Annotated in this window: 19 protein-coding genes and 1 tRNA gene; 9 read left to right on the top strand and 11 right to left on the bottom strand. The window is 72.8% G+C overall.

From position 1 onward, the window contains the following. Positions 1–66: 66 nt before the first annotated feature. Positions 67–1,098, top strand: coding sequence for an iron-siderophore ABC transporter substrate-binding protein (locus AC3IPY_RS13120; RefSeq protein ID WP_489184716.1), 1,032 nt, complete (start codon positions 67–69; stop codon positions 1,096–1,098). Between the two features lie 69 nt (positions 1,099–1,167). Here AC3IPY_RS13120 and AC3IPY_RS13115 read toward each other — a convergent pair whose 3' ends face one another. The 10 genes from AC3IPY_RS13115 to AC3IPY_RS13070 form a co-directional block, all read right to left on the bottom strand. Next, a complete protein-coding gene (locus AC3IPY_RS13115; RefSeq protein WP_489184715.1) occupies positions 1,168–1,575 on the bottom strand; it encodes a Fe-S oxidoreductase in 408 nt (135 codons plus the stop codon). Continuing rightward, on the bottom strand, positions 1,572–3,038 hold the full coding sequence (locus AC3IPY_RS13110; protein ID WP_489184714.1) for a dihydrolipoyl dehydrogenase family protein: 1,467 nt from the start codon (positions 3,036–3,038) through the stop codon (positions 1,572–1,574). The genes AC3IPY_RS13115 and AC3IPY_RS13110 overlap by 4 nt, the downstream gene beginning before the upstream one ends. Before the next feature lie 130 nt (positions 3,039–3,168). Further along, positions 3,169–4,044, bottom strand: a complete 876-nt coding sequence (locus tag AC3IPY_RS13105) for an arginase family protein (RefSeq protein ID WP_489184713.1) — start codon at positions 4,042–4,044, stop codon at positions 3,169–3,171. A 65-nt stretch (positions 4,045–4,109) separates the two neighbouring features. Next, complete coding sequence (locus AC3IPY_RS13100) at positions 4,110–4,844, bottom strand: PspA/IM30 family protein (protein WP_489184712.1); 735 nt, start codon at positions 4,842–4,844, stop codon at positions 4,110–4,112. Between the two features lie 106 nt (positions 4,845–4,950). Then, positions 4,951–6,984, bottom strand: coding sequence for a TPM domain-containing protein (locus AC3IPY_RS13095; protein ID WP_489184711.1), 2,034 nt, complete (start codon positions 6,982–6,984; stop codon positions 4,951–4,953). A gap of 109 nt (positions 6,985–7,093) precedes the next feature. Next, complete coding sequence (locus AC3IPY_RS13090) at positions 7,094–7,906, bottom strand: hypothetical protein (RefSeq protein WP_489184710.1); 813 nt, start codon at positions 7,904–7,906, stop codon at positions 7,094–7,096. Beyond that, positions 7,896–8,441, bottom strand: coding sequence for a sigma-70 family RNA polymerase sigma factor (locus tag AC3IPY_RS13085; protein WP_489184709.1), 546 nt, complete (start codon positions 8,439–8,441; stop codon positions 7,896–7,898). The genes AC3IPY_RS13090 and AC3IPY_RS13085 overlap by 11 nt, the downstream gene beginning before the upstream one ends. A gap of 145 nt (positions 8,442–8,586) precedes the next feature. Beyond that, positions 8,587–8,659 (bottom strand) — tRNA-Arg (locus AC3IPY_RS13080). A 108-nt stretch (positions 8,660–8,767) separates the two neighbouring features. Further along, the gene (locus AC3IPY_RS13075) at positions 8,768–9,964 is read right to left on the bottom strand and encodes an ROK family protein (RefSeq protein WP_489184708.1); all 1,197 of its coding nucleotides are present in this window, start codon (positions 9,962–9,964) and stop codon (positions 8,768–8,770) included. Positions 9,965–9,977: 13 nt separating this feature from the next. After that, complete coding sequence (locus AC3IPY_RS13070; RefSeq protein WP_489184707.1) at positions 9,978–10,649, bottom strand: iron ABC transporter ATP-binding protein; 672 nt, start codon at positions 10,647–10,649, stop codon at positions 9,978–9,980. Positions 10,650–10,687: 38 nt separating this feature from the next. Here AC3IPY_RS13070 and argS point away from each other — a divergent pair, with 38 nt between their 5' ends. From argS to prfA, 8 genes are all read left to right on the top strand, one after another. Further along, positions 10,688–12,361 carry an arginine--tRNA ligase gene (gene argS / locus AC3IPY_RS13065; protein WP_489184706.1) on the top strand — a complete coding sequence of 558 codons (1,674 nt, stop codon included), beginning with the start codon at positions 10,688–10,690 and terminating at the stop codon, positions 12,359–12,361. Between the two features lie 58 nt (positions 12,362–12,419). After that, positions 12,420–13,382, top strand: coding sequence for an LmeA family phospholipid-binding protein (locus AC3IPY_RS13060; RefSeq protein ID WP_489184705.1), 963 nt, complete (start codon positions 12,420–12,422; stop codon positions 13,380–13,382). A gap of 170 nt (positions 13,383–13,552) precedes the next feature. Further along, positions 13,553–14,974, top strand: coding sequence for a diaminopimelate decarboxylase (gene lysA, locus AC3IPY_RS13055; RefSeq protein WP_489184704.1), 1,422 nt, complete (start codon positions 13,553–13,555; stop codon positions 14,972–14,974). After that, positions 14,971–16,281 (top strand): homoserine dehydrogenase, encoded by a 1,311-nt coding sequence (locus tag AC3IPY_RS13050; RefSeq protein WP_489184703.1) that lies wholly within the window; start codon positions 14,971–14,973, stop codon positions 16,279–16,281. The genes lysA and AC3IPY_RS13050 overlap by 4 nt, the downstream gene beginning before the upstream one ends. Beyond that, positions 16,278–17,375 (top strand): threonine synthase, encoded by a 1,098-nt coding sequence (gene thrC / locus AC3IPY_RS13045; protein ID WP_489184702.1) that lies wholly within the window; start codon positions 16,278–16,280, stop codon positions 17,373–17,375. The genes AC3IPY_RS13050 and thrC overlap by 4 nt, the downstream gene beginning before the upstream one ends. Further along, positions 17,372–18,331 (top strand): homoserine kinase, encoded by a 960-nt coding sequence (gene thrB, locus AC3IPY_RS13040; RefSeq protein WP_489184701.1) that lies wholly within the window; start codon positions 17,372–17,374, stop codon positions 18,329–18,331. Before thrC ends, thrB begins: the two co-directional genes overlap by 4 nt. A gap of 250 nt (positions 18,332–18,581) precedes the next feature. Further along, on the top strand, positions 18,582–20,795 hold the full coding sequence (gene rho / locus AC3IPY_RS13035; protein ID WP_489184700.1) for a transcription termination factor Rho: 2,214 nt from the start codon (positions 18,582–18,584) through the stop codon (positions 20,793–20,795). Positions 20,796–20,802: 7 nt separating this feature from the next. After that, positions 20,803–21,879 carry a peptide chain release factor 1 gene (gene prfA, locus AC3IPY_RS13030; protein ID WP_489184699.1) on the top strand — a complete coding sequence of 359 codons (1,077 nt, stop codon included), beginning with the start codon at positions 20,803–20,805 and terminating at the stop codon, positions 21,877–21,879. 114 nt (positions 21,880–21,993) lie between these two features. Here prfA and epsC read toward each other — a convergent pair whose 3' ends face one another. After that, positions 21,994–22,572 (bottom strand): serine O-acetyltransferase EpsC, encoded by a 579-nt coding sequence (gene epsC / locus AC3IPY_RS13025; protein ID WP_489184698.1) that lies wholly within the window; start codon positions 22,570–22,572, stop codon positions 21,994–21,996.

Below are 22,572 nucleotides of genomic sequence, written 5' to 3'. Positions count from 1 at the left end.
GTTTCGCCGTTGGGAGTGCTTAGGTTAGCCTTGCCTTATCCCCACCATCGAACCGAGGAGTTTCCCGTGCGTCTTCGACGTCCGCTCATCGCCCTGGCCGGCCTCGCCGCCACCGCCCTGACCCTGACCGCCTGCGCATCGGGCACGACCGACGAATCCACGGCGGCTCCCGACTCGGCCGTCGGCACGGGGTTCCCGGTCACGATCGAGCACGCGTTCGGCGAGACCGTCGTCGAAGCGGCCCCTGCGCGCGTCGCCACGTGGGGCTGGGGCTCCACCGAGGCCGCGATCTCGGTCGGCGTCTACCCGGTGGCCGTCGCCGAGCAGAGCTGGACCGTCGGCGAGGGCAACCTGCTGCCCTGGGTCGAGAATGCGTACGACGAGGCCGGCGTCGATCACCCCGTCGTGCTGAACGACGACGAGGGCGGCGCGAGCGTGCCCTACGAGGAGTTCATCGAGGCCGCGCCCGACCTCATCCTCGCGCCGTACTCGGGCCTCACCGAGGAGCAGTACGACACCCTGAGCGACATCGCGCCCGTCGTCGCATACCCCGACGCCCCGTGGTCGACCCCGTGGGACGAGAACATCGAGATCACGGCGCGCGCGCTCGGCCTCGAGGCCGAGGGCGAGGCCGTGCTCGACGACATCCACGCGTACCTCGCCGACGAGGCCGCCGCGCACCCCGAATTCGAGGGCAAGACGTTCGCCGGCATCTGGGACGGCGACGGCGTCGTGTCCGTGTACACCGGCGCCGACCCGCGCATCCAGGTGCTGACCGAACTCGGCCTCGAGGTCGCCCCGAGCGTGGCAGAGCTCGACACGAGCGACGGCGGCTTCTACTTCGACCTGAGCTATGAGCAGCTCGACAAGCTCGACAGCGACTTCGTCGTGAACTACTCGAGCTCGAAGGAGGCGGCCGAGGCCGTGCTCACCAAGCCCGAGACGCAGGCGATCCCGGCCGTCGCCGCGGGTCGGGTCGCGCAGGTCTACGACCCGATCACGGTCTCGTCGGTCTCGCCGCCCACTGCGCTCAGCTTCTCGTGGAAGGACGGCATGCCCGCCCTCGTCGAGTCCATCGCGGGCGCGCTGGCCGAGTAGTCCGATCACGCACGACCGAACGGCCGGTGCCTTCCGAGCGGAGCCACCGGCCGTTCGCGGTCGTCGGGCTCAGCTCTCGGCGCGAGGCGAAGCGGCGGGGCGGCGGGGCGTGCGCAGGTAGCCGCCCGCCTCGAGGCCGGCCTCGATCTCGAAGCGGTTCTTCAGGGGGTCGCGTCCGGCGAAGAGGTAGAGCAGGGGCAGCAGCATGCCGTACTTGGCCCACTGCTGCTCGTGCACGGCCTCGTGCCCCAGCACGGTGTCGGAGTCGTTGCGGTCGGTGAGGTAGCAGCGGCCGACGCAGGAGCCGCCGCGGCCGAACGTCCACTTCGGCATGCCGGTGAACACGAACAGGCCGTTGCGGCGCTCCACGCGGCCCGTGCTCCAGATGAACCCCCACGTGAAGCCGACGAGCGTCGCCCACCAGTAGCCGACGCGGCTGATGGGGGAGTCCGTCAGCCGGATCGTGACCCGGCTCACTCGTGGGACCCGTCGCGGTCGGCGGCATCCGGCCGGCCGAGGGCTTCGAGCAGTCGCAGCCAGACCTCGCTCATCGTCGGGAACGAGGGCACGGCGTGCCAGAGCCGATCGACCGGCACCTCGCCGACGATCGCGACGGTCGCCGCATGCAGGAGCTCTGCGACGTCCTGGCCGACGAACGTGGCGCCGACGATCGTGCCGAGCCGCTCGTCGATCACGAGCTTCGCGCGCCCCTCGGCTCCGTCGGCGTTGATGCCCGTGCCGCTCGCCGACTCGAGGGCGACCTCGGCCACGCGGATGTCGCGGCCGGCCTTGCGCGCCTCGGCCTCGGTCGCGCCGACCTGCACCGCCTCGGGCTCGGCGAACACGACCTGCGGCACGGCCGAGTGGTCGGCCGTCGCGACATGCGCGCCCCAGGGCTGCGTGTCGAGCGGATGCCCCGCGGCCCGCGCCGCGACGAGGTCGCCGACCGCGCGCGCCTGGTACTTGCCCTGGTGGGTCAGCAGGGCGCGATGGTTGACGTCGCCTGCGGCGTAGAGCCAGGGAAGGTCGTCGGCGCCCTCGACGCCGGCCACGCGCAACGTGTCGTCGACGTCGAGCCAGTCGCCCGGCTGGAGTCCCACGGTCTCGAGCCCCGCGGCATCCGTTCGCGGCTTGCGGCCCGTGGCGACGAGCACCTCGTCGGCCGTCACCGTCGAGCCGTCGTCGAGGGTCAGCACGACCTCGCCCGACCCGGTGCGCTCGACGCCGACGGGCGATGCCCCGGTGCGCACCGTCGCGCCGAGCCCGCGCAGCCCCGCGACGACCGCGTCGCCGACGAACGGCTCCATGCGGCCGAGCAGCCCGCTGCGCGCGAGCACGGTGACCTCGGTGCCGAAACCGGCGTACGCCGTCGCCATCTCGCAGGCGACGACCCCGCCGCCGATGATCGCGAGCCGCGCCGGCACCTGCTGCACGCTCGTCGCCTCCCGGCTCGTCCACGGCGCCGCTTCGGCGAGACCTGGGATGGGCGGGATCACGGGGTCGGAGCCCGTCGCGACGACGACCGCGTGCCTCGCGACGAGCGTCACCGCCTCGGCGTCGTCGCGCTCGACGACGACGCGCCGCGGGCCGTCGAGGCGGCCGTGTCCTCGCTCGAGCTGGATGCCCGCGCCGTCGAGCCACTCCATCGCACCGTCGTCGCTCCAATCGGAGACCCAGTAGTCGCGGCGGCGCAGCACGGCGGCGACATCGAGCTCGCCGGTGACGGCCTCGGCCGCGCCGGGCACGCGCCGGGCGGCCCGCAGCGCCGCGGCACTGCGGAGCAGCACCTTCGAGGGAACGCATGCCCAGTAGGAGCATTCGCCGCCCACGAGTTCGTGTTCGACGACCACCACCTCGAGACCCGCGGCCCGCACGCGGTCGGCGACGTTCTCGCCGACCGGCCCGGCTCCGAGGACGATCACGTCGACTTCGCGCTGCATGCGTCTCCCCTCGTGCCCGGCGAACCGGGCGTCGGCCCAAGCCTAGGCACGACGTGGCCGTGAACACACCCCTTGACGGGTCAGGACGGCCGGATCGGTCGTGGCGGCCGCTGCCGTCGACCCGACCGGCTCAGCTCGCGACGGCCGCCGAGGCCGGGCGCTGGCCGCTCGCCCCGCTGGCGAGCGCGCCGACGAGCCGCAGGATGGTGGGCAGGTCGTCGTCGGCCGATTCGGGCGAACCCGGGGCGAAGCCGGCGATCGCGGCCCCGGCCAACGGGAAGCGCGCGACCACGGCCTTCACGAGGTCGACGAGCACGGGTGCGCTCACGCCGAACGGCATCGGGTACGACAGGCCGGCCATGGCCGACGGGTCGAGCACGTCGAGGTCGATGTGCACGAACACCTGCGATGCCCCCGTGGCCTCGAGCGCGGCGATGACGACCGCCGGGTCGGCGAGGTCGTCGACGGTCAGCACGTCGATGCCGTGCTCCTCGATGAAGCGGTGCTCCTCGGCATCGATGGCGCGGATGCCGCCGAGCACGAGCCGTGCGGGATCGACGCGCGTCTCGGGGTCGAGCGCGAGTCCGTCGACGCCGTCGCCCGTGACGTGCCGGAGGGTCATGCCGCCGAAGCCGCCGGAGGGCGAGGAGTCGGGCGTGTTCAGGTCGGGATGCGCGTCGAGCCACAGCACGGCCATGCCGCCGTCGGCGTGCCGCGAGGCATGGGCGACGCCGGCCAGTGCCACGCCGCAGTCGCCGCCGATGGTGATCGCGGGGGCCGCCGTGGTGGCGAGGAGCTCATCGGTGCGCTCGCGCACGCGCCGCAGCGCGCTGTAGCGGCGGATGCCGGTGCCGAGCGATTCTCCGGCCTCGGCCGGCACGTCGACGGTCACGGTGGCCGCCGACGGGAGGTCGCCGCGGATCGCGGCGGCACCGTCGGCCAGGCTCATCGCGCGCGAGGAGATCGAGCCCTGCCAGAGCGGGACGACGATGAAGGTTGCGGGCATGTGCCAAGTATCGCGCGATCGGGTCGGCCGGTGCCAGCCGACCCGATCGCGGATGCGGTCGCGCGTCAGCCCGAGATCTGGCCCTGGGCGCCGCCGGACTTCAACGCGGCGAGCCTCGCGTCGACCTCGGTGAGCTCCCCGAGGTCGTCGAGCTCGTTGAACTGGGCGTCGAGGCTCGACGCGGCGAGCTCCGACTGACCGCGCACGACGGCCTCCTCGCGCCGGATCTTCTCCTCGAAGCGGCCGAGCTCGCTCGTGGGATCGAGCACGTCGATCGACTTGACGGCGTCGTTGACCTGGCGCTGGGCGTCGGCGGTCTTGGCCCTGGCGAGCAGCTCGGACCGCTTGTTCTTCAGCTGGACCAGCTTCTCCTTCATGCCGTTCAGCCCGGACTTGAGCTGGTCGACCACCTGGGTCTGGGCCGCGATCTGCGGTTCGGACGCCTTGGCCTCGTTCTCGGAGGAGATCTGGCGCCCGAGCGCGACCTTCGCGAGGTTGTCGAACTTGTCGGCGCCGGCCGTGTCACCGGCGGCGCGCAGCTCGTCGCCCTTGCGGCTGGCCGCGATGGCCTTCTCGCCCCAGGTGCGGGCCGCCTCGACGTCTTCGCGGTGGTCGTCCTCGAGCAGGCGCAGATTGCCGATGGTCTCGGCGATGGCCGCCTCGGCGTCGGCGATGCTGTTCGTGAAGTCGCGCACCATCTGGTCGAGCATCTTCTGCGGGTCTTCAGCCTGGTCGATGAGCGCGTTGACGTTCGCGCGCAGGAGGGTGGAGATCCTCCCGAAGATGGACTGCTTGGTCATGCTGGTTTCCTTTCGTCGGTTCGTGGGTCCCGTCGCCGGATGCGGGCGCCGGCGTCGTGGGTCGGGCGCTCGAGGGCGGGCGGATCTCGGGTCGGCATCGGCTCGTTCAGAAGCGGCCTCCGCTTCCGCGGCGCCCTCGGGTGGCGCCGCCGCCGAAGCTCCCGGCGGATCGACCGGAACCGCCGCGGGAGCTGCCGCCGACCCCGCCGCCGCGCGAGGTGCCGCCGCCGAAGCCGCCGAAGCCGCCGGACCTGCCGGACCTGCCGCCGCGGGAGCCGCCGCCGAGCATCGACTCGATGAGGATGCCGCCGAGCACGGCGCCCATGACGTTGCCGCCCTGGCCGCCGAAGCCGCCGCCCTGGCCTGCTCCGCCGCCGGAGCCGCCGCCGAATCCCTCGACGTCGCGCCGGGCGAGCGAGAGCGCCTCGGCGGCGAGCCGCTCGGACTGCTGCGCGGCCTGCAGTGCTGCGGCCGGGTCGGAGCTCGTCTGGGCCTGCTGCAGCAACTGCGCGGCGGTGGCGAGCCTGGTGCGGGCCTCCGTGCCGACCGCGCCGCGCCGGGCCGTGAGGTATTGCTCGGCCGTCTGCACCTGCACGCGCGCCCCGTCGACGGAGCGCTGCAGCAGCGCCTGCGCCCTCGCCGCCTGTTCGGCGGCGTCGCGGGCGCTCGCGATGGCCGCGTCGATCTCGGTGTTCGCCTGCGCGAGGCGCGCCGTCGCGGTGAGCGGATCGCGGCCCGCGACGCCGAGCCCTGCGCGGAGCTCGGCGGCGACGGTCGCCGTGCGATCGGCGAGCGGCGAGGCCGCCCCGCCGAGGGCCCGTGCGGTCTCGACATCGTGCTCGAGGTCGGCGACGCCGTCGGCGAGCGTTCGATCGGCTGCCGTGAGGTCGTCGGCCAGCCGGGTCACGGCCGCGGTGAGCAGGCCGGCCTGGTCGACGGCCTCTTCAGCGGCCCGGATCGCGACCGCGGCCTCGGCCGACTGCGCGCCGGCGATCGAGGCCTCGGCCCGGGCGAGCGCCTCGTCGGCGAACGCGAGGCGGGACGCGGCCTGGGCCGTGTTGTCGGCCACGGCGGCCAGTGCGGATGCCGCGTACTCGGCGCCGAGCGTGTGCAGACGCTCGTCGGCGGGCGCCGTCGCGGACCGCGCCGCGGTCGCTTCGGCGCGGACGCGTTCGAGCTCGGCCGGCGCGTTGCGCTCGAGGTCGCGCAGCGCGTCGAACGCCTCGGCCTGCTCGTCGAGCAGCGCGTCGGCCGCGCCGGTGGCCGCGAGGATGCCCTCGTAGTACTCGCGCTTCTGCGCGTCGGTGTCGGGCACGTCGTCGTCGAGGAGCTGTTGCAGTCCGAACGCCTCGGCGACCTTCGCCTTCGCCTGCTCGAGCGCCGTGCGGAAGGCGTCGGTCGCGTCGTCGCCGTAGGAGGCGACGGCGAAGCCGAGCTCCTCCTCGCTCGTCTTCACGGCGTCGTCGGCCGCGACGAGCGCCGAGCCCGCGCGGCGGCGCAGCTCCTCGAGCGGCACCGGCGGTGACGTGCCCGGACCGCCCGAGGCATCCGCGGGACCCTGGCCCTTGCCGCCCTTGCGGCGGCGCGACAGCACGATCGCGATGACGGCGACCACGGCGGCCGCGATGACGAGGAACCAGACCCACCCCCAGCCGGAACCGCCGGAACCGCCGCCCAGCGCCTCGGCCGCGGCGATGGCGGCACCCGACCAGTCGCGATCGCGGAGCTCGGGCTCGATGACCTCGAGGCTGATGCGGTCGAGTTCGTCGGCGGAGACGGAGGCGTTGTCGGCGGCGGAGAGGTAGTAGGCCCGCCCGTCGACGGCGACCGCGAGCAGGTAGTCTTCGGCGCCCATGTTGTTCGCGACCGCGGTGTCGTTGGCCCAGGTGTCGGCCTGCTCGGGGTTCGTGAACTCGCCCACGTAGGCGACGAACAGCTGGCGCCCGGTGTCGTCGGCGGTCTTCTCGATGGCCGAGAGCACGTCGTCGGTGTCGCCGCCGAGCGCTCCGACGGTGTCGACGATGGGGCTCGAGCCGAAGTCGACGGGGTCTTCGGCCCAGGCGGGCGACCCCCCGAAGAGCACGAGCGCGGCCGCGACGGCCGCCGTGACCCCGAACCGACCGCCACGTGACGACGCCATGCACCCCTGCCCATTCTCCGCGTCAGCACGGATGCCTCGAGTCTACGGGGAGCCGCCGTCACCGTCCACGGCGCGTGGGCGGCTCCGCCCGACCGGGGCGGCCGGGTCCTCAGCCGACCGGGACGGATGCCGCGGGGGAGACGATGAGCCCCTCGGCCGTTCCGGCCGAGGACGTGAACGCGATCGCGGCCGAGAGCCCGTACGCCCCGGGGGCGAGGTGCTCGAGCGCGGGGCCGCCGAGCGCCTCCTCGCCGCCGCCGACGCACGAGGAGGCGGTGAACACGCCGCTCAGCACGACCGATTCACCGGGCGCCAGGCCGATCGCGACGGCCTCCGAGCCGCCCTCGGCGCCGCTTCCGAGCCGCGGATGCCACACGGTCGTGCCCGCGTCGGAGACCGTGATCGCGGGTGCGCTCAGCAGCCCTTCGACCGTGGTCGTGCCCACGTTCGTGACACGCACCTCGACCGTGGACTCCGAACCCGGGGCCACCGCGGTCGCGGACGGCTCGACCTCCGCCGTGAGCGGCAGGCTCGCGGCATCCGTCGCCGGTGCGATCGGGGCGCCGCAGGTGTTCAGGGTCTCGGGCGCGAGGAGGCGCAGGTCCTCGCCGAACTGCGCCCCGTCCTGCGGGGCGATCGGTGAGCCGCCGGCGTCCGCGCCGCTCTCGGCGGACTCGGCCCCGACCGGGCCGTCGGCCGTCGAGGAGGCGAGGCGCGGGCCCATCGCCCCGACGGCGAAGACGAGCCCGCCGACGGCGAGCAGCCCGGCGATCGAGGCCGTCGCCCCGACGACCGCCCTGCGGCGGCCGCGGCGGCGCGCACGGCTGCCGCGCAGCACGGCATCGAGGTCGACGGGGCGGGCGGACGCGGCATCCGCCTCATGCGACAGCGCCGCCGAGAGGTCGCGGGGTTCAGGCGACATGGTCACCCTCCGTTCGGGTCGAGCCGGCAGTGGCGGGCGGGCCGTCGGATGCCTCGATCGAGGAGGAGAGCGCCCGCAGGCCGTCGCTCAGGTACCGCTTGACGGCACCCGAGCTCAGCCCGAGCGTGTGCGCGACCTGGTCGACGGTGAGGTCGTCGTAGTAGCGCAGCACGATGCACGCGGCCTGTCGGGGCGCGAGCGAGCGCACGCGGCGCATGAGGTCGATGCGCGCGTCGCTCCGGTCCTGCGGCACGTCGGCGACGGCCGGGGCCACGGCGAGGTGGCGCACCCGGCGCCACGTGGCGCCACGGCGGGACCGGTCGATGACCGCGTTCAGGATCGCGCGTCGCACGTAGGCCTCCGCCCGCGGGAGCGTGAGCTGGAATCGCGGGCTGCCGAACGTGCGCACCAGGGCGTCCTGCACGAGGTCGGCGGCGTCGTCGGCGTCGCCCGTGAGCAGGTACGCGTAGCGCGTGAGCGCATCGCCGCGTTCCGCGACGAGCTGCGTCGCGACGTCATCCCATGACCGGGCCAAGCGCGGCTCCTCCCGACGGCGGTCGGTCCGCCGTCATAGGAAGAGACGAACGGGCGTCGCGTTTCGTTGGGGTGTCGCCACCTGGGGGTATCGGCACCGGGCCGCCGCGAACGGCCGCCCGGCAGTCGTCGCCGACTGGATTCTGTGCCCCCGGAGGGATTCGAACCCCCGACCTACGGTACCGGAAACCGGCGCTCTATCCCCTGAGCTACGGAGGCGCACAGCCAGCAACGATAGCACCGATCGCGGTGTCGTTCCGACCCCGGGAGGCCGGAACCCCGGCCCCGGCGGGCCGGAACCAGACCCCGGGAGGCGGGCACCGCCCGTCAGGCCCGCCCGACGGCGGCGACCGAATCGAGCAGTTCCTCGCGCACCCGATTGGCGAGCAGGCTCCTCGCCCCGCGGAGCACGGCGTCGCCGTGCACCGAGGTGGCCAGCACCTCGGGATACCAGCGGCTGATGCGACGGATGCCGGAGCCGACCGCCTGCGCGAACTCCGGTCCGCCGAGGTCGGCGGTGGGCCCCGCGAGCACCACGAGGCCCGGGTCGAGCGTCGCGATCACGGGCAGGGCGATATGCGCGACGCGCTCGGCGAGGTCCTCGAACACGCGTCGTCGGGCGCCCTCTGCCGCCGGCCCGGCCAGCGCGGCGCGCGCGGTGTGGAATCCGTCGGCGTCGATGCCGTGCCGTCGGGCGAGGAGCGCGACCGCGCGGCCGCCCACCAGGTCTTGTACGGTGCGCGCCGCCGGATCGATCGCGTTCGCCTCGCTCGAGACCGGCAGGAAGCCGATCTCGCCCGCGCCGCCGAACGAGCCGCGGTGCAGGTCGCCTGCGACGTCGAACGAGGCGCCGACGCCGTTGCCGAGCCAGAGCAGGGCGAACACGTCGCGCCCCACGGCGGCGCCGCCCTCGCGCTCGGCGAGCGCGGCGAGGTTCACGTCGTTCTCGATGAGCACCGTGCGGCCGAGGTCGTCCTCGAGGATCGTGCGCAGGTGCCGCACCGGCCAGCCGGGCAGCGTCTCGCTGAAGAGCTCGCCGCTCGCACCCGGGTCGACGTAGCCCGGGATGCCGAGGCACACCGTGCGCACCGCGTCGGCCTCGGTGCCGGCGGCCGCGCTCGCCTCGTCGATGGCGCGACGCACCTCTTCGACGGCCGAGCGGGCGGTGGGGTCGCGCGGCAGCGTGAGGCGCACGACCGGCCGATCGGTGCTCGCGGCGTCGACGACCGTGGCCCTGAGCTCGAACGCGTCGAGGTCGAGTGCGACGCCCACGCGGCGGTCGACCCGGGCCGCGTACACGACCGCCGCCCGCCCGGCCGCCCCGGCCAGCAGGCCCTGCTCCTCGATGAACCCGGCCTGGAGCAGGCGGCTCATCATCTGCGACGCGGTTGGCTTGGACACGCCGACGAGCTCGCAGATGCGGTTCCGCGTCAGCGGTCCGTGATCGAGCAGCACGGCGAGCCCGGCGCGATCGTTGACCGCGCCGAGCCACGACGGTGTGCCCGGGGTGTTGGTCGCCGCCATGGTGATCTCCTCGTCAGCTCGCGGGCAGGTTGGCGAGCACGTCGGCGACGAGGGTCTGCGCGTCGCCCGGCTCGAAGATCACGGTGGAATCGATGACGACCCAGTAGGGGCCGGAGAAGACCTGCACCTGGCCGTGCTCGCCGGAGCGCGTGAAGTAGCCGCTGACCTCCGGCGGCGTGCCGTACGTCGGCACCGCGGTGCTCGTGGACGCCGCCTCGTTGGCGAGGGTCGTGCCGGCCGCCTCGGTCGGCGTCGCGACGCCGATCTCGATGACCTCGCCGCTCGTCTGGTTGAGGTAGCCGCACGACGTGCCCTCGTGCTCGTCGACGAGGGCGACGACGGTGCGCGCGGCGGGTTCGTACGCGGGGTCCGCGCCGAAGTTCGGGTTGAAGGCGTAGGCCTGGTCGGCTGTGAGGAGGGCGTCGCATGCGATCTCGAACGGGATCGGCGGTTCGGCGGACTCGCTCGGCTCGGGCTCCTCGCCCTCGGAACCGCCCCCCGATGCGCCATCGGTCGCGCCGGGCGCCGTCGCGCCGGGGGTGCCCGACGCAGGCGTGGTCGAGGTCGCCTGCGGGTCGCCCGCGCTGCATGCGCTCAGCAGGACGGCGGATGCCGCGACGAGGAGCACGGAGGCGAGGACGGGGCGGAACGGGCGGCCGGTGCCGGGCATCACGGGGCGGGACATGGACAGACCCTATCAACGTCGAACGATAGGATCTGTGGGTGACTCCCGACGATCTCTCCCGCGCTCTGTTCGACCTCGTGACCGCCATGGTCGAGCGACGTCGACGCGCCGGCGACGAGGTCTCGCTCGAACTCGCCCCCGAGCAGATCGTGCTCGAGCGGCCGAAGAACCGCGACCACGGCGACTGGGCCTCGAACATCGCGATGCGCCTGGCCAAGCCGCTCGGCTCGAACCCCCGCGCCATCGCGACCGAGCTCGCCGAGGGCCTTGCCGCGGTCGCCGGCGTCACGAGCGCCGAGGTCGCCGGCCCCGGCTTCATCAACGTGCGGCTCGACGCCGCCGCGGCGGGCGCGCTCGCGAAGGCCATCGTCGACGCCGGCGCGGCGTACGGTCGCAGCGACAAGCTCGCCGGCGAGCACATCAACCTCGAGTTCGTGTCGGCCAACCCCACCGGCCCGCTGCACATCGGGCACACGCGGTGGGCGGCGCTCGGCGACGCCATCTCGAGGGTGCTCCGCGCCGCGGGCGCCGACGTCGCGAACGAGTACTACATCAACGACGCCGGCAACCAGATGGACAACTTCGGCCTCTCGGTGCTCGCCGCGGCCAAGGGAGAGCCCACGCCAGAGGGCGGCTACCCCGGCAGCTACATCGCCGACCTCGCGACGCGCGTGCTCGAGCGCGAGCCCAACCTGCTCGCGCTCGCCGACGACATCGCGCTGCACACCGCGAAGGAGATCGCCTACGAGCTGCAGCTCGGCGAGATCCGCGACTCGCTCGAGCGCTTCAACGTGCACTTCGACGTCTGGACCAGCGAGCGCCGCCTGCACGCGAAGAACGACGACGGGCTCTCCGACGTCGACACGGCCGTCGAGCGCCTGCGCGCGCAGGGGCACGTCTACGACGAAGACGACGCGGTGTGGGTGCGCACGACCGACTTCGGCGACGACAAGGACCGGGTCATCCGTCGCGGCAACGGCGTCTACACGTACTTCGCGGCCGACGCCGCCTACTACCTCGACAAGGGCGATCGCGGCTTCGGCCACAAGATCTACCTGCTCGGCGCCGACCACCACGGCTACGTGCACCGCCTCAGGGCGCTCGCGGGTGCGGCGGGCGACGACCCCGAGCGCGACATCGAGGTGCTCATCGGCCAGCTCGTGTCGATCAACGGCGCGAAGCTCTCCAAGCGCGCCGGCAACATCATCGAGCTCGACGACCTGCAGGCCTGGCTCGGCACCGACGCGCTGCGGTACACGCTGGCGCGCTACCCGGCCGACTCGCCGCTCACGATCGACCCAGAGATCCTCACGCGTCGCACGAACGACAACCCCGTCTTCTACGTGCAGTACGCGCATGCCCGCACCTGCGCCGTCGACCGCAACGCGGCATCCGTCGGCGTCGACCGCTCGGGCTTCGCACCCGAGCTGCTGGTGCACGAGACCGAGTCGGCGCTGCTCGGCGCGCTGCAGGAGTTCCCGCGCATCGTGGCCCAGTCCGCCGAGCTGCGCGAGCCGCACCGCGTCGCGCGCTACATCGAAGAGCTCGCGGGCCTCTACCACCGCTGGTACGACAACTGCCGGGTGCTGCCGCTCGGCGAGGAGCCCGTCGGCGACCTGCACCGCACGCGCCTGCACCTGAACGACGCCACCGGTCAGGTGCTGCGCAACGGCCTCGACCTGCTCGGCGTCTCGGCGCCCGAGCGCATGTGACCCGAGCCGCGGCCACCGGCAGGGCGAGCACCGCGACCACGACAGCACGGAGGCATCAGTGAGCACACCGCCCGACGAGAACCGCGATGAGCGCACGGATGCCGCAGAGCAGACTCCGCCCGAGCCGTCGACCCCGTCCGAGGCGACCGAGCCGACCGACCGGGTGCCCGACGAGGAGCTCGCGCAGACGGCCGTGCTCGACGACGTCCGTGGCACCGAGGTGATCGAGCCGCTCCCCGGCGAACCGGTCGCGCCCGTCGTGGGCGAGGAGCCCCGCAAGCGGCGCCGCGCGGCGCCGTGGATCATCGTGCTCACCTGCGCGGTCGCGCTGGCCGCCGTGCTCGTCGTCGCCGACCTCGTCACGAGGTCGCTGCTCGAGCAGCACATCGTCGAGCAGACCGAGCAGAACCTGCCCGACCGCGTCGACGGCGAGGTCACCGTGCACATCGGCGGGTTCTCGGTGCTCGCGCAGCTCGTCACCGGTTCGCTGAAGGAGGTCTCCCTCGACGCGCCGGCGCTCGAGGTCGACGGCAACCCCCTCGACGTGCACCTGCTCGCCCAGGGCGTTCCCGTGCAGCAGGGCGGCACGATCGACCGCGTCACCGGCACGGTCGACATCGACGAGGCATCCCTCAACGCGCTCGTCGACGTGCCCGGCGTGGACGGTGCGATCACGCTCGGCGACGGCACGCTCGGCTACCGCATGCCGTTCGAGTTGCTCGGCCTCCAACTGAGCGCATCCATCACGGCATCGGCCGAGGCCGCCGGCACGAGCGTGCTGCTGACGCCGGTCGGCGTCGAGCTCTCGGCGGGCGGCAACGACCTCGACCTCGGCGGGCTCGCGCAGCAGGTGCTCGGCGACGCGCAGGTCGAGGTCTGCGTGGCGAAGTACCTGCCGCAAGGGCTGCTGGTCGACGACATCGCCGTCACGTCGGGTCACGCGCAGGTCGCGTTCGTGGCGACCGACGTGCCGTTCGACGAGGCGTCGCTGCGCACGCTCGGCACCTGCGACGCGCAGTAGCGACCCGTCGTCGCGTGCGACGTCATCGATTCGGCCACCGCGATCCCGCTCGGTAGACTCGCGGGCAGGCCGCCCCACAAGGGCTGCGCGCTGCAGGCTCCACCGAATCGCATCCGGATTCGCTCGCCGTGAGCGAAGCTCGAGATCCGCCCCGTCCCCAGAGGTTCCCCGTGGCAACGACCACCGCCGTCCCCTCGTGGCTGCACGCGCCCGCCGACGCCAACGCCCTCGCCGAGCAGGTCTGGCCCGCTGGCGCCCGCCGCGACGAGGTCGGGGCCATCGAGATCGGCGGACTCGCCCTCACGGCACTCGCCGAGCGGTTCGGCACCCCGCTCTACGTGGTCGACGAGGCCGACGTCCGTGCCCGCGCCCGACGATTCCTGGCCGCATTCGAGGCGGCCGCGGCATCCGCGGGAACCTCGGTCACCGTGTACTACGCCGGCAAGGCCTTCCTCTCCACCGAGATCGTGCGCTGGGTCACCGCGGAGGGGCTCGCGGTCGACGTCTGCAGCGGCGGCGAACTCGCGATCGCGCTCGCCGCCGGAGCCGATCCCGCACGGCTCGGGTTCCACGGCAACAACAAGTCGGTCGACGAGATCGAGCGGGCCGTGCAGGCCGGCGTCGGGGCGATCATCATCGACTCCGAGATCGAGATCGAGCGCGTCGCGCAGGCCGCGGCCCGGGCGGGCCGCGTGCAGCGCGTGCGCCTCAGGGTCAACAGCGGCGTGCACGCCTCGACGCACGAGTTCCTCGCCACCGCCCACGAAGACCAGAAGTTCGGCGTCTCGCTCGACCGTGCCGTCGAACTCGGCACGCGCATCCGCTCGCACGCCTCGCTCGAGTTCCTCGGGCTGCACTGCCACATCGGCTCGCAGATCTTCGACTCCGCCGGGTTCGCCGAATCGGCCGAGCGCCTGCTGGCCGCCCACGCCGAACTCGCGCGCACGGCGCCCGTGCCCGAACTCAACCTCGGCGGCGGGTTCGGCATCGCCTACACCTCGGTCGACGAGCCGGCTCCCATCGAGCAGATCTCGCTGGGCATCGCCGACGCCGTCGCGCGCGCCTGCCGCGATCACGGCGTGCCGGTGCCCAAGCTCGCGTTCGAACCCGGCCGCTCGATCGTCGGCCCGGCGGGGGTGACCCTCTACACCGTCGGCACCGTCAAGCCCGTGCCGACCGAGTGGGGCTGGCGGCATTACGTCTCCGTCGACGGCGGCATGAGCGACAACGCGCGAACGGCGCTGTACGGCGCCGACTACACCGTGCGACTCGCGGGCCGCGTCTCCGACGAGCCCGCGGCGCTCGTGCGGGTCGCCGGCAAACACTGCGAGTCCGGCGACATCGTCGTCGACGCCGACTACCTGCCGCACGACGTCGCCCCGGGCGACCTCGTCGCCGTCGCGGCCACCGGCGCGTACTGCTGGTCGCTCGCGAGCAACTACAACCACGTGCCCCGCCCGGCCGTCGTCGCGGTCCGCGACGGCGCCGCCCGGGTCATCGTGCACGGCGAGACCATCGACGACCTGCTCGCCCGCGACGCCGGCGTCCGGCCGCGCGCCGCAACCAACCCCTCCGGAGGAACCACCGAATGATCGAGTACCGCTCCATCCGGGTCGGCCTGCTCGGGGCCGGGTCCGTCGGCTCCCAGGTCGCCCGGCTCCTGCTCGAGCACGGCGACGAGCTCGCCCAGCGCATCGGCGCCCGCATCGAACTCGTGGGCATCGCCGTCCGCGACCTCGACGCGAAGCGCGACGTCGACCTGCCGCGCGAACTGCTGACGACCGACGCCGACGAGCTCATCATCGGCTCCGACATCGTGATCGAGCTCATGGGCGGCCTCGAACCCGCGCGCACGCTCGTGCTGAAGGCCATCGCCGCCGGCGCCGACGTCGTCACCGGCAACAAGGCGCTGCTCGCCACGCACGGGCCCGAGCTCTACGCCGCCGCCGAGCAGGTGGGCGCTCAACTCTCCTACGAGGCCGCGGTCGCCGGCGCCATCCCGATCATCCGGCCCTTGCGCGAGAGCCTCGCGGGCGACCGCATCGAGCGCATCCTCGGCATCGTGAACGGCACGACGAACTTCATCCTCGACCGCATGGACACCACAGGGGCCTCGCTCGAGGACGCCCTCGCCACCGCGACCGAGCTCGGCTACGCCGAGGCCGACCCGACGGCCGACATCGGCGGCTACGACGCCGCGCAGAAGGCCGCCATCCTCGCGAGCATCGCCTTCCACACGAGCGTCCCGGTCGAGGCCGTGCACCGCGAGGGCATCACCTCGGTCACCGCCGAGCAGGTCGAGTCCGCGCGTCGCGCCGGCTTCGTCGTGAAGCTCCTCGCCATCTGCGAGCGGCTCGTCGACCGCGAGACCGGGGAAGAGGGCGTGTCCGCCCGCGTCTACCCGGCGCTCGTCCCGCGGGAGCACCCGCTGGGCGCCGTGCGCGGCGCGAACAACGCCGTCTTCGTCGAGGCATCCGCCGCCGGCCCGCTGATGTTCTACGGCGCCGGCGCCGGGGGAGTGCAGACCGCCTCGGCCGTGCTCGGCGACCTCGTCGCCATCGCGCGCCGCCACGTCGTCGGCGGACCCGGAACCGCCGAGTCCACCCACGCCGAGCTGCCGATGCTCGAGATCGGCCGCATCACCACGCGGTACGCGATCACGCTCGAGGTCGCCGACGAACCCGGCGTGCTCGAGCGCATCGCGCATGTGTTCGCCGAGCACGACGTCTCGGTCGAGCGTCTTCAGCAGACCGTGAGCGAGCAGTCCCGGCGGGCTACGCTGGTGATCGGAACGCACGAGGCGACGGAGTCCGCGCTCGCCGCGACCGTCGCCTCCCTCGCCGAGAACCCCGTCGTCGTATCCGTCGCGTCCGTCCTCCGATTCGAAGGAGCAATGTGAACCAGCCCACCCCCAAGGCCACGTCCCGCCAATGGCGGGGCGTCATCCGCGAATACGCCGACCGGCTCGACGTCACCGACGCCACGCCGGTCGTCACGCTCGGCGAGGGTGGCACGCCGCTCCTGCCCGCACCGGCGCTCTCGCGCCGGACGGGCGCCGACGTGTGGGTGAAGTACGAGGGCATGAACCCGACCGGCTCCTTCAAGGACCGCGGCATGACCATGGCCGTGACGAAGGCCGTCGAGCGCGGCGCGAAGGTCGTCATCTGCGCGTCGACCGGCAACACGTCGGCCTCGGCCGCCGCCTACGCGACCCACGCCGGCATCAAGGCCGCCGTGCTCGTGCCAGAGGGCAAGATCGCCATGGGCAAGCTGAGCCAGGCGATCGCCCACAACGGCGAGCTGATCCAGGTGCAGGGCAACTTCGACGACTGCCTCGACATCGCGCGCGACCTCGCCGAGAACTACGCGGTGCACCTCGTGAACTCGGTCAACAACGACCGCATCGAGGGGCAGAAGACCGCGGCGTTCGAGATCGTCGAGGCGCACGGCGACGCACCCGACTTCCACTTCATCCCGGTCGGCAACGCCGGCAACTACACCGCGTACACGCGCGGCTACCGCGAAGACCTCGCGGCGGGCAACAGCACGCGCATCCCCCGCATGTTCGGGTTCCAGGCCTCCGGGTCGGCGCCCATCGTGCGCGGCGAGCCGGTGAAGAACCCCGAGACCATCGCGAGCGCCATCCGCATCGGCAACCCGGCCTCGTGGCAGCTGGCGCTCGAGGCGCGCGACGAGACCGACGGCTACTTCGGCGCGATCGACGACGGCTTGATCCTCGAGGCGCAGCGCATCCTGTCGGCCGAGGTCGGCATCTTCGTGGAGCCGGCGTCGGCCATCTCGGTCGCCGGGCTCCTCGAGCGATCCGAGGCCGGCGCGATCCCGGCGGGCGCCCGCGTCGTGCTCACGGTCACCGGCCACGGCCTGAAGGACCCCCAGTGGGCGCTCCGCACGGCCGACGGCTCCGACGTGCAGCCGACGATCGTCCCCGTCGACACGGCCCAGATCGCCGCGGTGCTCGGGCTCACCTCATGAACGACGCCGCTCTCGCGCCCGACGAGGGCGTGCGCACCGTCGTCGGTCGTCGCGTGCACGTCAAGGTGCCCGCGACCAGTGCGAACCTCGGCCCCGGCTTCGACACGCTCGGCCTCGCGCTCGCGCTCTACGACGACCTCGAGGTCGAGGCGACCGATGCCGCGGCTCACGAGATCACGGTGCACGGCGTCGGCGAGGGCGAGGTGCCGCTCGACGCATCGCATCTCGTCGTGCGCGCCATGGCGCACACGTTCGCGCACGCGGGCGTCGACCTGCCCTCGATCCGGCTCGTCGCCCGCAACAGCATCCCGCACGGTCGCGGCCTCGGTTCCTCCGGCGCCGCGATCGTCGCCGGCGTCATCGCGGCAGCCGGGCTGCTCGAGGGCATCGTCGACTTCAGCGCCGACGAGCTGCTCGAGCTCGCCACCGAGCTCGAGGGGCATCCCGACAACGTCGCCCCAGCGCTGTTCGGCGGGCTGACGATCGCGTGGGTCACGCCCGAGGGCCCCCGGCACAAGAAGCTCATCGTGCACCGGGGTGTGTCGCCGCTCGTGCTCGTGCCCGAGCATGAGATGTCGACGGCCCTGGCGAGATCGCTGCAGCCCGAGTCGGTGCCGCATGAAGACGCGGTCTTCAACGTCTCCCGCTCCGCCCTGCTCGTCGCGGCGCTCATCCAGAGCCCCGAGCTGCTGCTGCAGGCCACCGAAGACAAGCTGCACCAGAACTACCGCGCGCAGGCCATGCCCGAGACCGACCGTCTCATCCGCGAACTGCGCGCGGCGGGGCATCCGGCCGTCGTCTCGGGCGCGGGCCCGTCGATCCTCGTGCTCTCGAGCGACCCGAGCGAGCGGGCCGAGGCCATCCGCCTCGTCGAGCGCGCGGCCGAGACCGCGTGGCAGCCGTTGCCGCTCGCGGTCGACTTCCTGGGCGCGACGGTCACCCCCGTGGCCGACTGACCGATGCCGGGCGCGACCCATTCTCCACAGGGCGGGTCGCGAATCGGCGCATGGCCCTTCGGGTGATAGCATTGAAGGGCACCCGACGAGTGACGCACTGTTCGCGTCCATCGTCGCATCGTGCAATTCCCAGCAATCCCTTGCTCTCGTTCTCGCGCACGTCTGCGCTCCGCGCATGACCTGCGACGTGTCAACGACCAGCTCTCCTGGGTCGGCAGCTCTTGCCACCGGGGGAAAGGAACATACCCAAGTGACCAACGCAACCGACCACGCCGAAGCAGGCGTGGCGAACCGCACCCGACTCTCGACCCTGAAGGTCGCCGAGCTCCAGGAGCTCGCCGCCTCGCTCGGCATCCCCGGCGGCTCCAAGCGCCGCAAGGGCGAGCTCGTCGACCTGATCTCGGCCCACCAGGAGGGCCTGAACGCCGAGGCCGCCGCCGGCGACGCCCCGGCCGACGCGGCCGAGGCATCCGTCGTCGCTCCTGAGGCGCCCGCCGTCGAGGCCGAGGCGCCCGTCGCCGAGCAGCCTGCCGAGCCCGTCGTCGCCGAGCCCGCGGCCGAGGCGCCCGCTGCCCCGGCGCGTCAGCGTCGCCAGCCGCGTCGCGCCACGAGCGCGAGCACGACCGCCACCCTGCACGCCAACGGCGCCGCAAGCGGCATCGACCTCGTGCCCGCGGCCGAGGCGCCCGCGGCCGAGGCGCCCGCGGCCGAGGCCCCCGCGGTCGAGGCGTCCACCGTGGCGCCCGTCGAGTCCGACGACGCCCGCGAGGCGGCCCGTGCCGCCGTGCGCGAAGAGCTCGCGGCCGCGACCGGCGAGGCCGGTCGCACCCCGAAGACCGCCGAAGGCGAGTCCGACGGCGACGCGTCCGCCGAGCAGCCCCGCCAGGGCCGCAGCCGCAACCGCGGTCGCCGTGGCGGCGAGCGCGAGCGCGCAGAGCGCTCGGCCGACGACCAGAAGTCCGGCGACGCCCAGGGCGCGCAGGCCGGCGGCAACGCCGAGCGTGCACCCAAGGGCGAGGCCCGCAAGGGCGACGACCAGGCAGCACGCCAAGGCCGCGAGCGCCAGAACGGCGACCGCCAGAACGCCGAGCGCGGCGACCGCCAGGCCGATGGCGCCGAGCCCAAGCAGCAGGGCGAGGGCAACCGCCAGAACCGTGATCAGAACCGCGACCGCGCCGAGCAGCAGCTCGTCGACGGCGAGGGCGGGCGTCGCAACCGCTACCGCGACCGCAAGCGCCGCGGCCAGACGGGCGGCGACGAGCTCGAGCCCGAGATCCTCGACGACGACGTGCTCATCCCCATCGCGGGCATCCTCGACGTGCTCGACAACTACGCCTTCGTGCGCACCACTGGCTACCTCCCGGGCCCGAGCGACGTCTACGTCTCGCTCGGCCAGGTGAAGAAGTACCACCTGCGCAAGGGCGACGCGGTCGTCGGCTCGATCAAGCAGCCGCGCGACTCCGAGTCGAACAGCCGTCAGAAGTACAACGCCCTCGTCAAGGTCGACTCCGTCAACGGCCAGACCATCGAGGAGTCGGGCGCGCGCGTCGAGTTCCAGAAGCTCACGCCGCTCTACCCGCAGGAGCGCCTGCGCCTCGAGACCGAGCCCACCAAGCTCACGCAGCGCATCATCGACCTCGTCGCGCCCATCGGCAAGGGCCAGCGCGGCCTCATCGTCGCGCCCCCGAAGGCGGGCAAGACGATCGTGCTGCAGCAGATCGCGAACGCCATCTCGATCAACAACCCCGAGGTCCACCTCATGGTCGTGCTCGTCGACGAGCGCCCCGAAGAGGTCACCGACATGCAGCGCACGGTGAAGGGCGAGGTCATCGCCTCGACCTTCGACCGTCCGGCCGAAGACCACACGACGGTCGCCGAGCTCGCCATCGAGCGCGCGAAGCGCCTCGTCGAGCTCGGCCACGACGTCGTCGTGCTGCTCGACTCGATCACCCGCCTCGGCCGTGCGTACAACCTCGCCGCGCCGACCTCGGGTCGCATCCTCTCGGGCGGTGTCGATGCCTCGGCGCTCTACCCGCCGAAGCGCTTCTTCGGCGCCGCGCGCAACATCGAGAACGGCGGCTCGCTCACGATCCTCGCGACCGCGCTCGTCGAGACCGGGTCCAAGATGGACGAGGTCATCTTCGAGGAGTTCAAGGGCACCGGCAACTCCGAGCTGCGCCTCTCCCGCCAGCTCGCCGACAAGCGCATCTTCCCGGCGGTCGACGTCAACGCGTCGTCGACGCGTCGCGAAGAGATGCTGCTCTCGCCCGACGAGGTCAAGATCACCTGGAAGCTGCGTCGTGCCCTTGCGGGCCTCGACCAGCAGCCGGCGCTCGAGGCCGTGCTGGGTCGCTTGAAAGAGACGCAGTCCAACGTCGAGTTCCTGATGCTCATGCAGAAGTCGATGCCGGTGGGTGCGAACGGCCACGGCTCGTCGCACGCGCACGACAACGACCACCGCTGAGGTTCGCGTGTTCGAATCCGTCCAGGCCATGCTCGTCGAGCACGGCGAGCTCCAGGAGGCGCTCGCCGACCCGGCGCTGCACGCCGACGCCGCGCGCGCGAAGAAGGTGAACCGGCGCTACGCCGAGCTCAGCCGCATCGTCGCCGCGAACGCGGCCTGGCACGAGGCGCAGGACGACCTGGCGGCGGCCCGTGAGCTGGCGAAGGAGGACGCGGCGTTCGCCGAGGAGGTCCCCTCACTCGAGGAGGGGCTCGCGCAGGCGCAGGAGAAGCTCCGACGGCTCCTGATCCCGCGCGACCCCGACGACGGCCGCGACGTGATCATGGAGATCAAGGGCGGCGAGGGCGGCGCCGAGAGCGCGCTCTTCGCCGGCGATCTCCTGCGCATGTACATGCAGTACGCGCAGTCCAAGGGTTGGAAGGTCGAGCTCCTCGACCAGAACGAGTCCGACCTGGGCGGCTACAAAGACGTGCAGGTGGCGATCAAGTCCAATGCGACCGACCCCTCGCAGGGCGTCTGGGCGCATCTGAAGTACGAGGGCGGCGTGCACCGCGTGCAGCGCGTGCCGGTGACCGAGACGCAGGGGCGCATCCACACCTCCACGACGGGCGTGCTCGTCTTCCCCGAGGTCGACGAGCCCGAAGAGGTCGACATCAACCAGAACGACCTCAAGATCGACGTCTACCGCTCCTCGGGGCCCGGCGGCCAGTCGGTCAACACGACCGACTCCGCGGTGCGCATCACCCACCTGCCCACGGGCATCGTGGTGTCGATGCAGAACGAGAAGTCGCAGCTGCAGAACCGCGAGGCGGCGATGCGCGTGCTCCGCGCCCGCATCCTCGCGCGCCAGCAGGAGGAGCTCGACGCCGCGGCATCCGACGCCCGCAAGTCGCAGATCCGGTCGATGGACCGCTCCGAGCGCATCCGAACGTACAACTTCCCCGAGAACCGCATCGCCGATCACCGCACCGGCTACAAGGCGTACAACCTCGACCAGGTCATGAACGGCGCGCTCGACCCGCTCATCGAGTCCGCGATCCAGGCCGACGAAGAGGCGCAGCTCGCCGGCCACGGCGACGCCTGAGCAGACGACGGGGCGCGGGCGGCCAAGCCGAAGCGACGCGGACACGAGAAGAGCGGATGCCGCGGCATCCGCTCTTCTTGCATGTCGGCGATGACCGATGACCGCGCCGCCTGCTCAGATGTGCCAGTCGTGGATGCCGCGCGAGGCGTCGGCCGCCGCGTCGGACAGCGGCCGCGGCGTGGCCGGCACGCCGACGAGCAGGGAATGCGCCGGCGCGCTCTTCGTGACGACGGCGTTGGCGCCGACGGCGCTCCCGGCGCCGATCGTGATGTCGCCGAGCACCTTGGCGCCCGCACCGATCGTGACGCCGTCGCCGAGGGTCGGGTGCCGCTTGGTGCCCGGCGGCGTGTGCCGCGGCGCCTTTCCGCCGAGGGTGACGCCGTGGTAGAGCATGACGTCGTCGCCGATGACGGCGGTCTCGCCGATGACCACGCCCATGCCGTGGTCGATGAAGAAGCGCCGGCCGATCGTGGCGCCGGGGTGGATCTCGATGCCGGTCAGGAACCTCGTCAGCTGCGAGATCACGCGGGCGGGGAACCGGAGCCCGGCGACCCAGAGGCGGTGCGTGAGCCGCGAGGCCCAGACCGCGTGCAGGCCCGAGTACACGAGGAAGACCTCGAGATCGCTGCGTGCGGCTGGGTCGTGCGCACGGGCGGTCGCGAGGTCTTCCTTCAGGCGGGAGAAGATGCTCAC

The sequence above is a fragment of the Agromyces sp. GL_144 genome, assembly GCF_057834305.1.
The sequence above is the reverse complement of the archived record's forward strand: the minus strand, read 5'-3'. Positions and strand labels throughout refer to the sequence as shown.

What these genes read in the sequence shown, in the direction of transcription:
- AC3IPY_RS13110 (WP_489184714.1), bottom strand. Translation starts at nt 3,038, where the DNA reads ATGCAGCGCGAAGTCGACGTGATCGTCCTCGGAGCCGGGCCGGTCGGC.
- AC3IPY_RS13105 (WP_489184713.1), bottom strand. Translation starts at nt 4,044, where the DNA reads ATGCCCGCAACCTTCATCGTCGTCCCGCTCTGGCAGGGCTCGATCTCC.
- AC3IPY_RS13100 (WP_489184712.1), bottom strand. Translation starts at nt 4,844, where the DNA reads ATGACCAAGCAGTCCATCTTCGGGAGGATCTCCACCCTCCTGCGCGCG.
- AC3IPY_RS13095 (WP_489184711.1), bottom strand. Translation starts at nt 6,984, where the DNA reads ATGGCGTCGTCACGTGGCGGTCGGTTCGGGGTCACGGCGGCCGTCGCG.
- AC3IPY_RS13090 (WP_489184710.1), bottom strand. Translation starts at nt 7,906, where the DNA reads ATGTCGCCTGAACCCCGCGACCTCTCGGCGGCGCTGTCGCATGAGGCG.
- AC3IPY_RS13075 (WP_489184708.1), bottom strand. Translation starts at nt 9,964, where the DNA reads ATGGCGGCGACCAACACCCCGGGCACACCGTCGTGGCTCGGCGCGGTC.
- AC3IPY_RS13070 (WP_489184707.1), bottom strand. Translation starts at nt 10,649, where the DNA reads ATGTCCCGCCCCGTGATGCCCGGCACCGGCCGCCCGTTCCGCCCCGTC.
- AC3IPY_RS13050 (WP_489184703.1), top strand. Translation starts at nt 14,971, where the DNA reads ATGATCGAGTACCGCTCCATCCGGGTCGGCCTGCTCGGGGCCGGGTCC.
- thrB (WP_489184701.1), top strand. Translation starts at nt 17,372, where the DNA reads ATGAACGACGCCGCTCTCGCGCCCGACGAGGGCGTGCGCACCGTCGTC.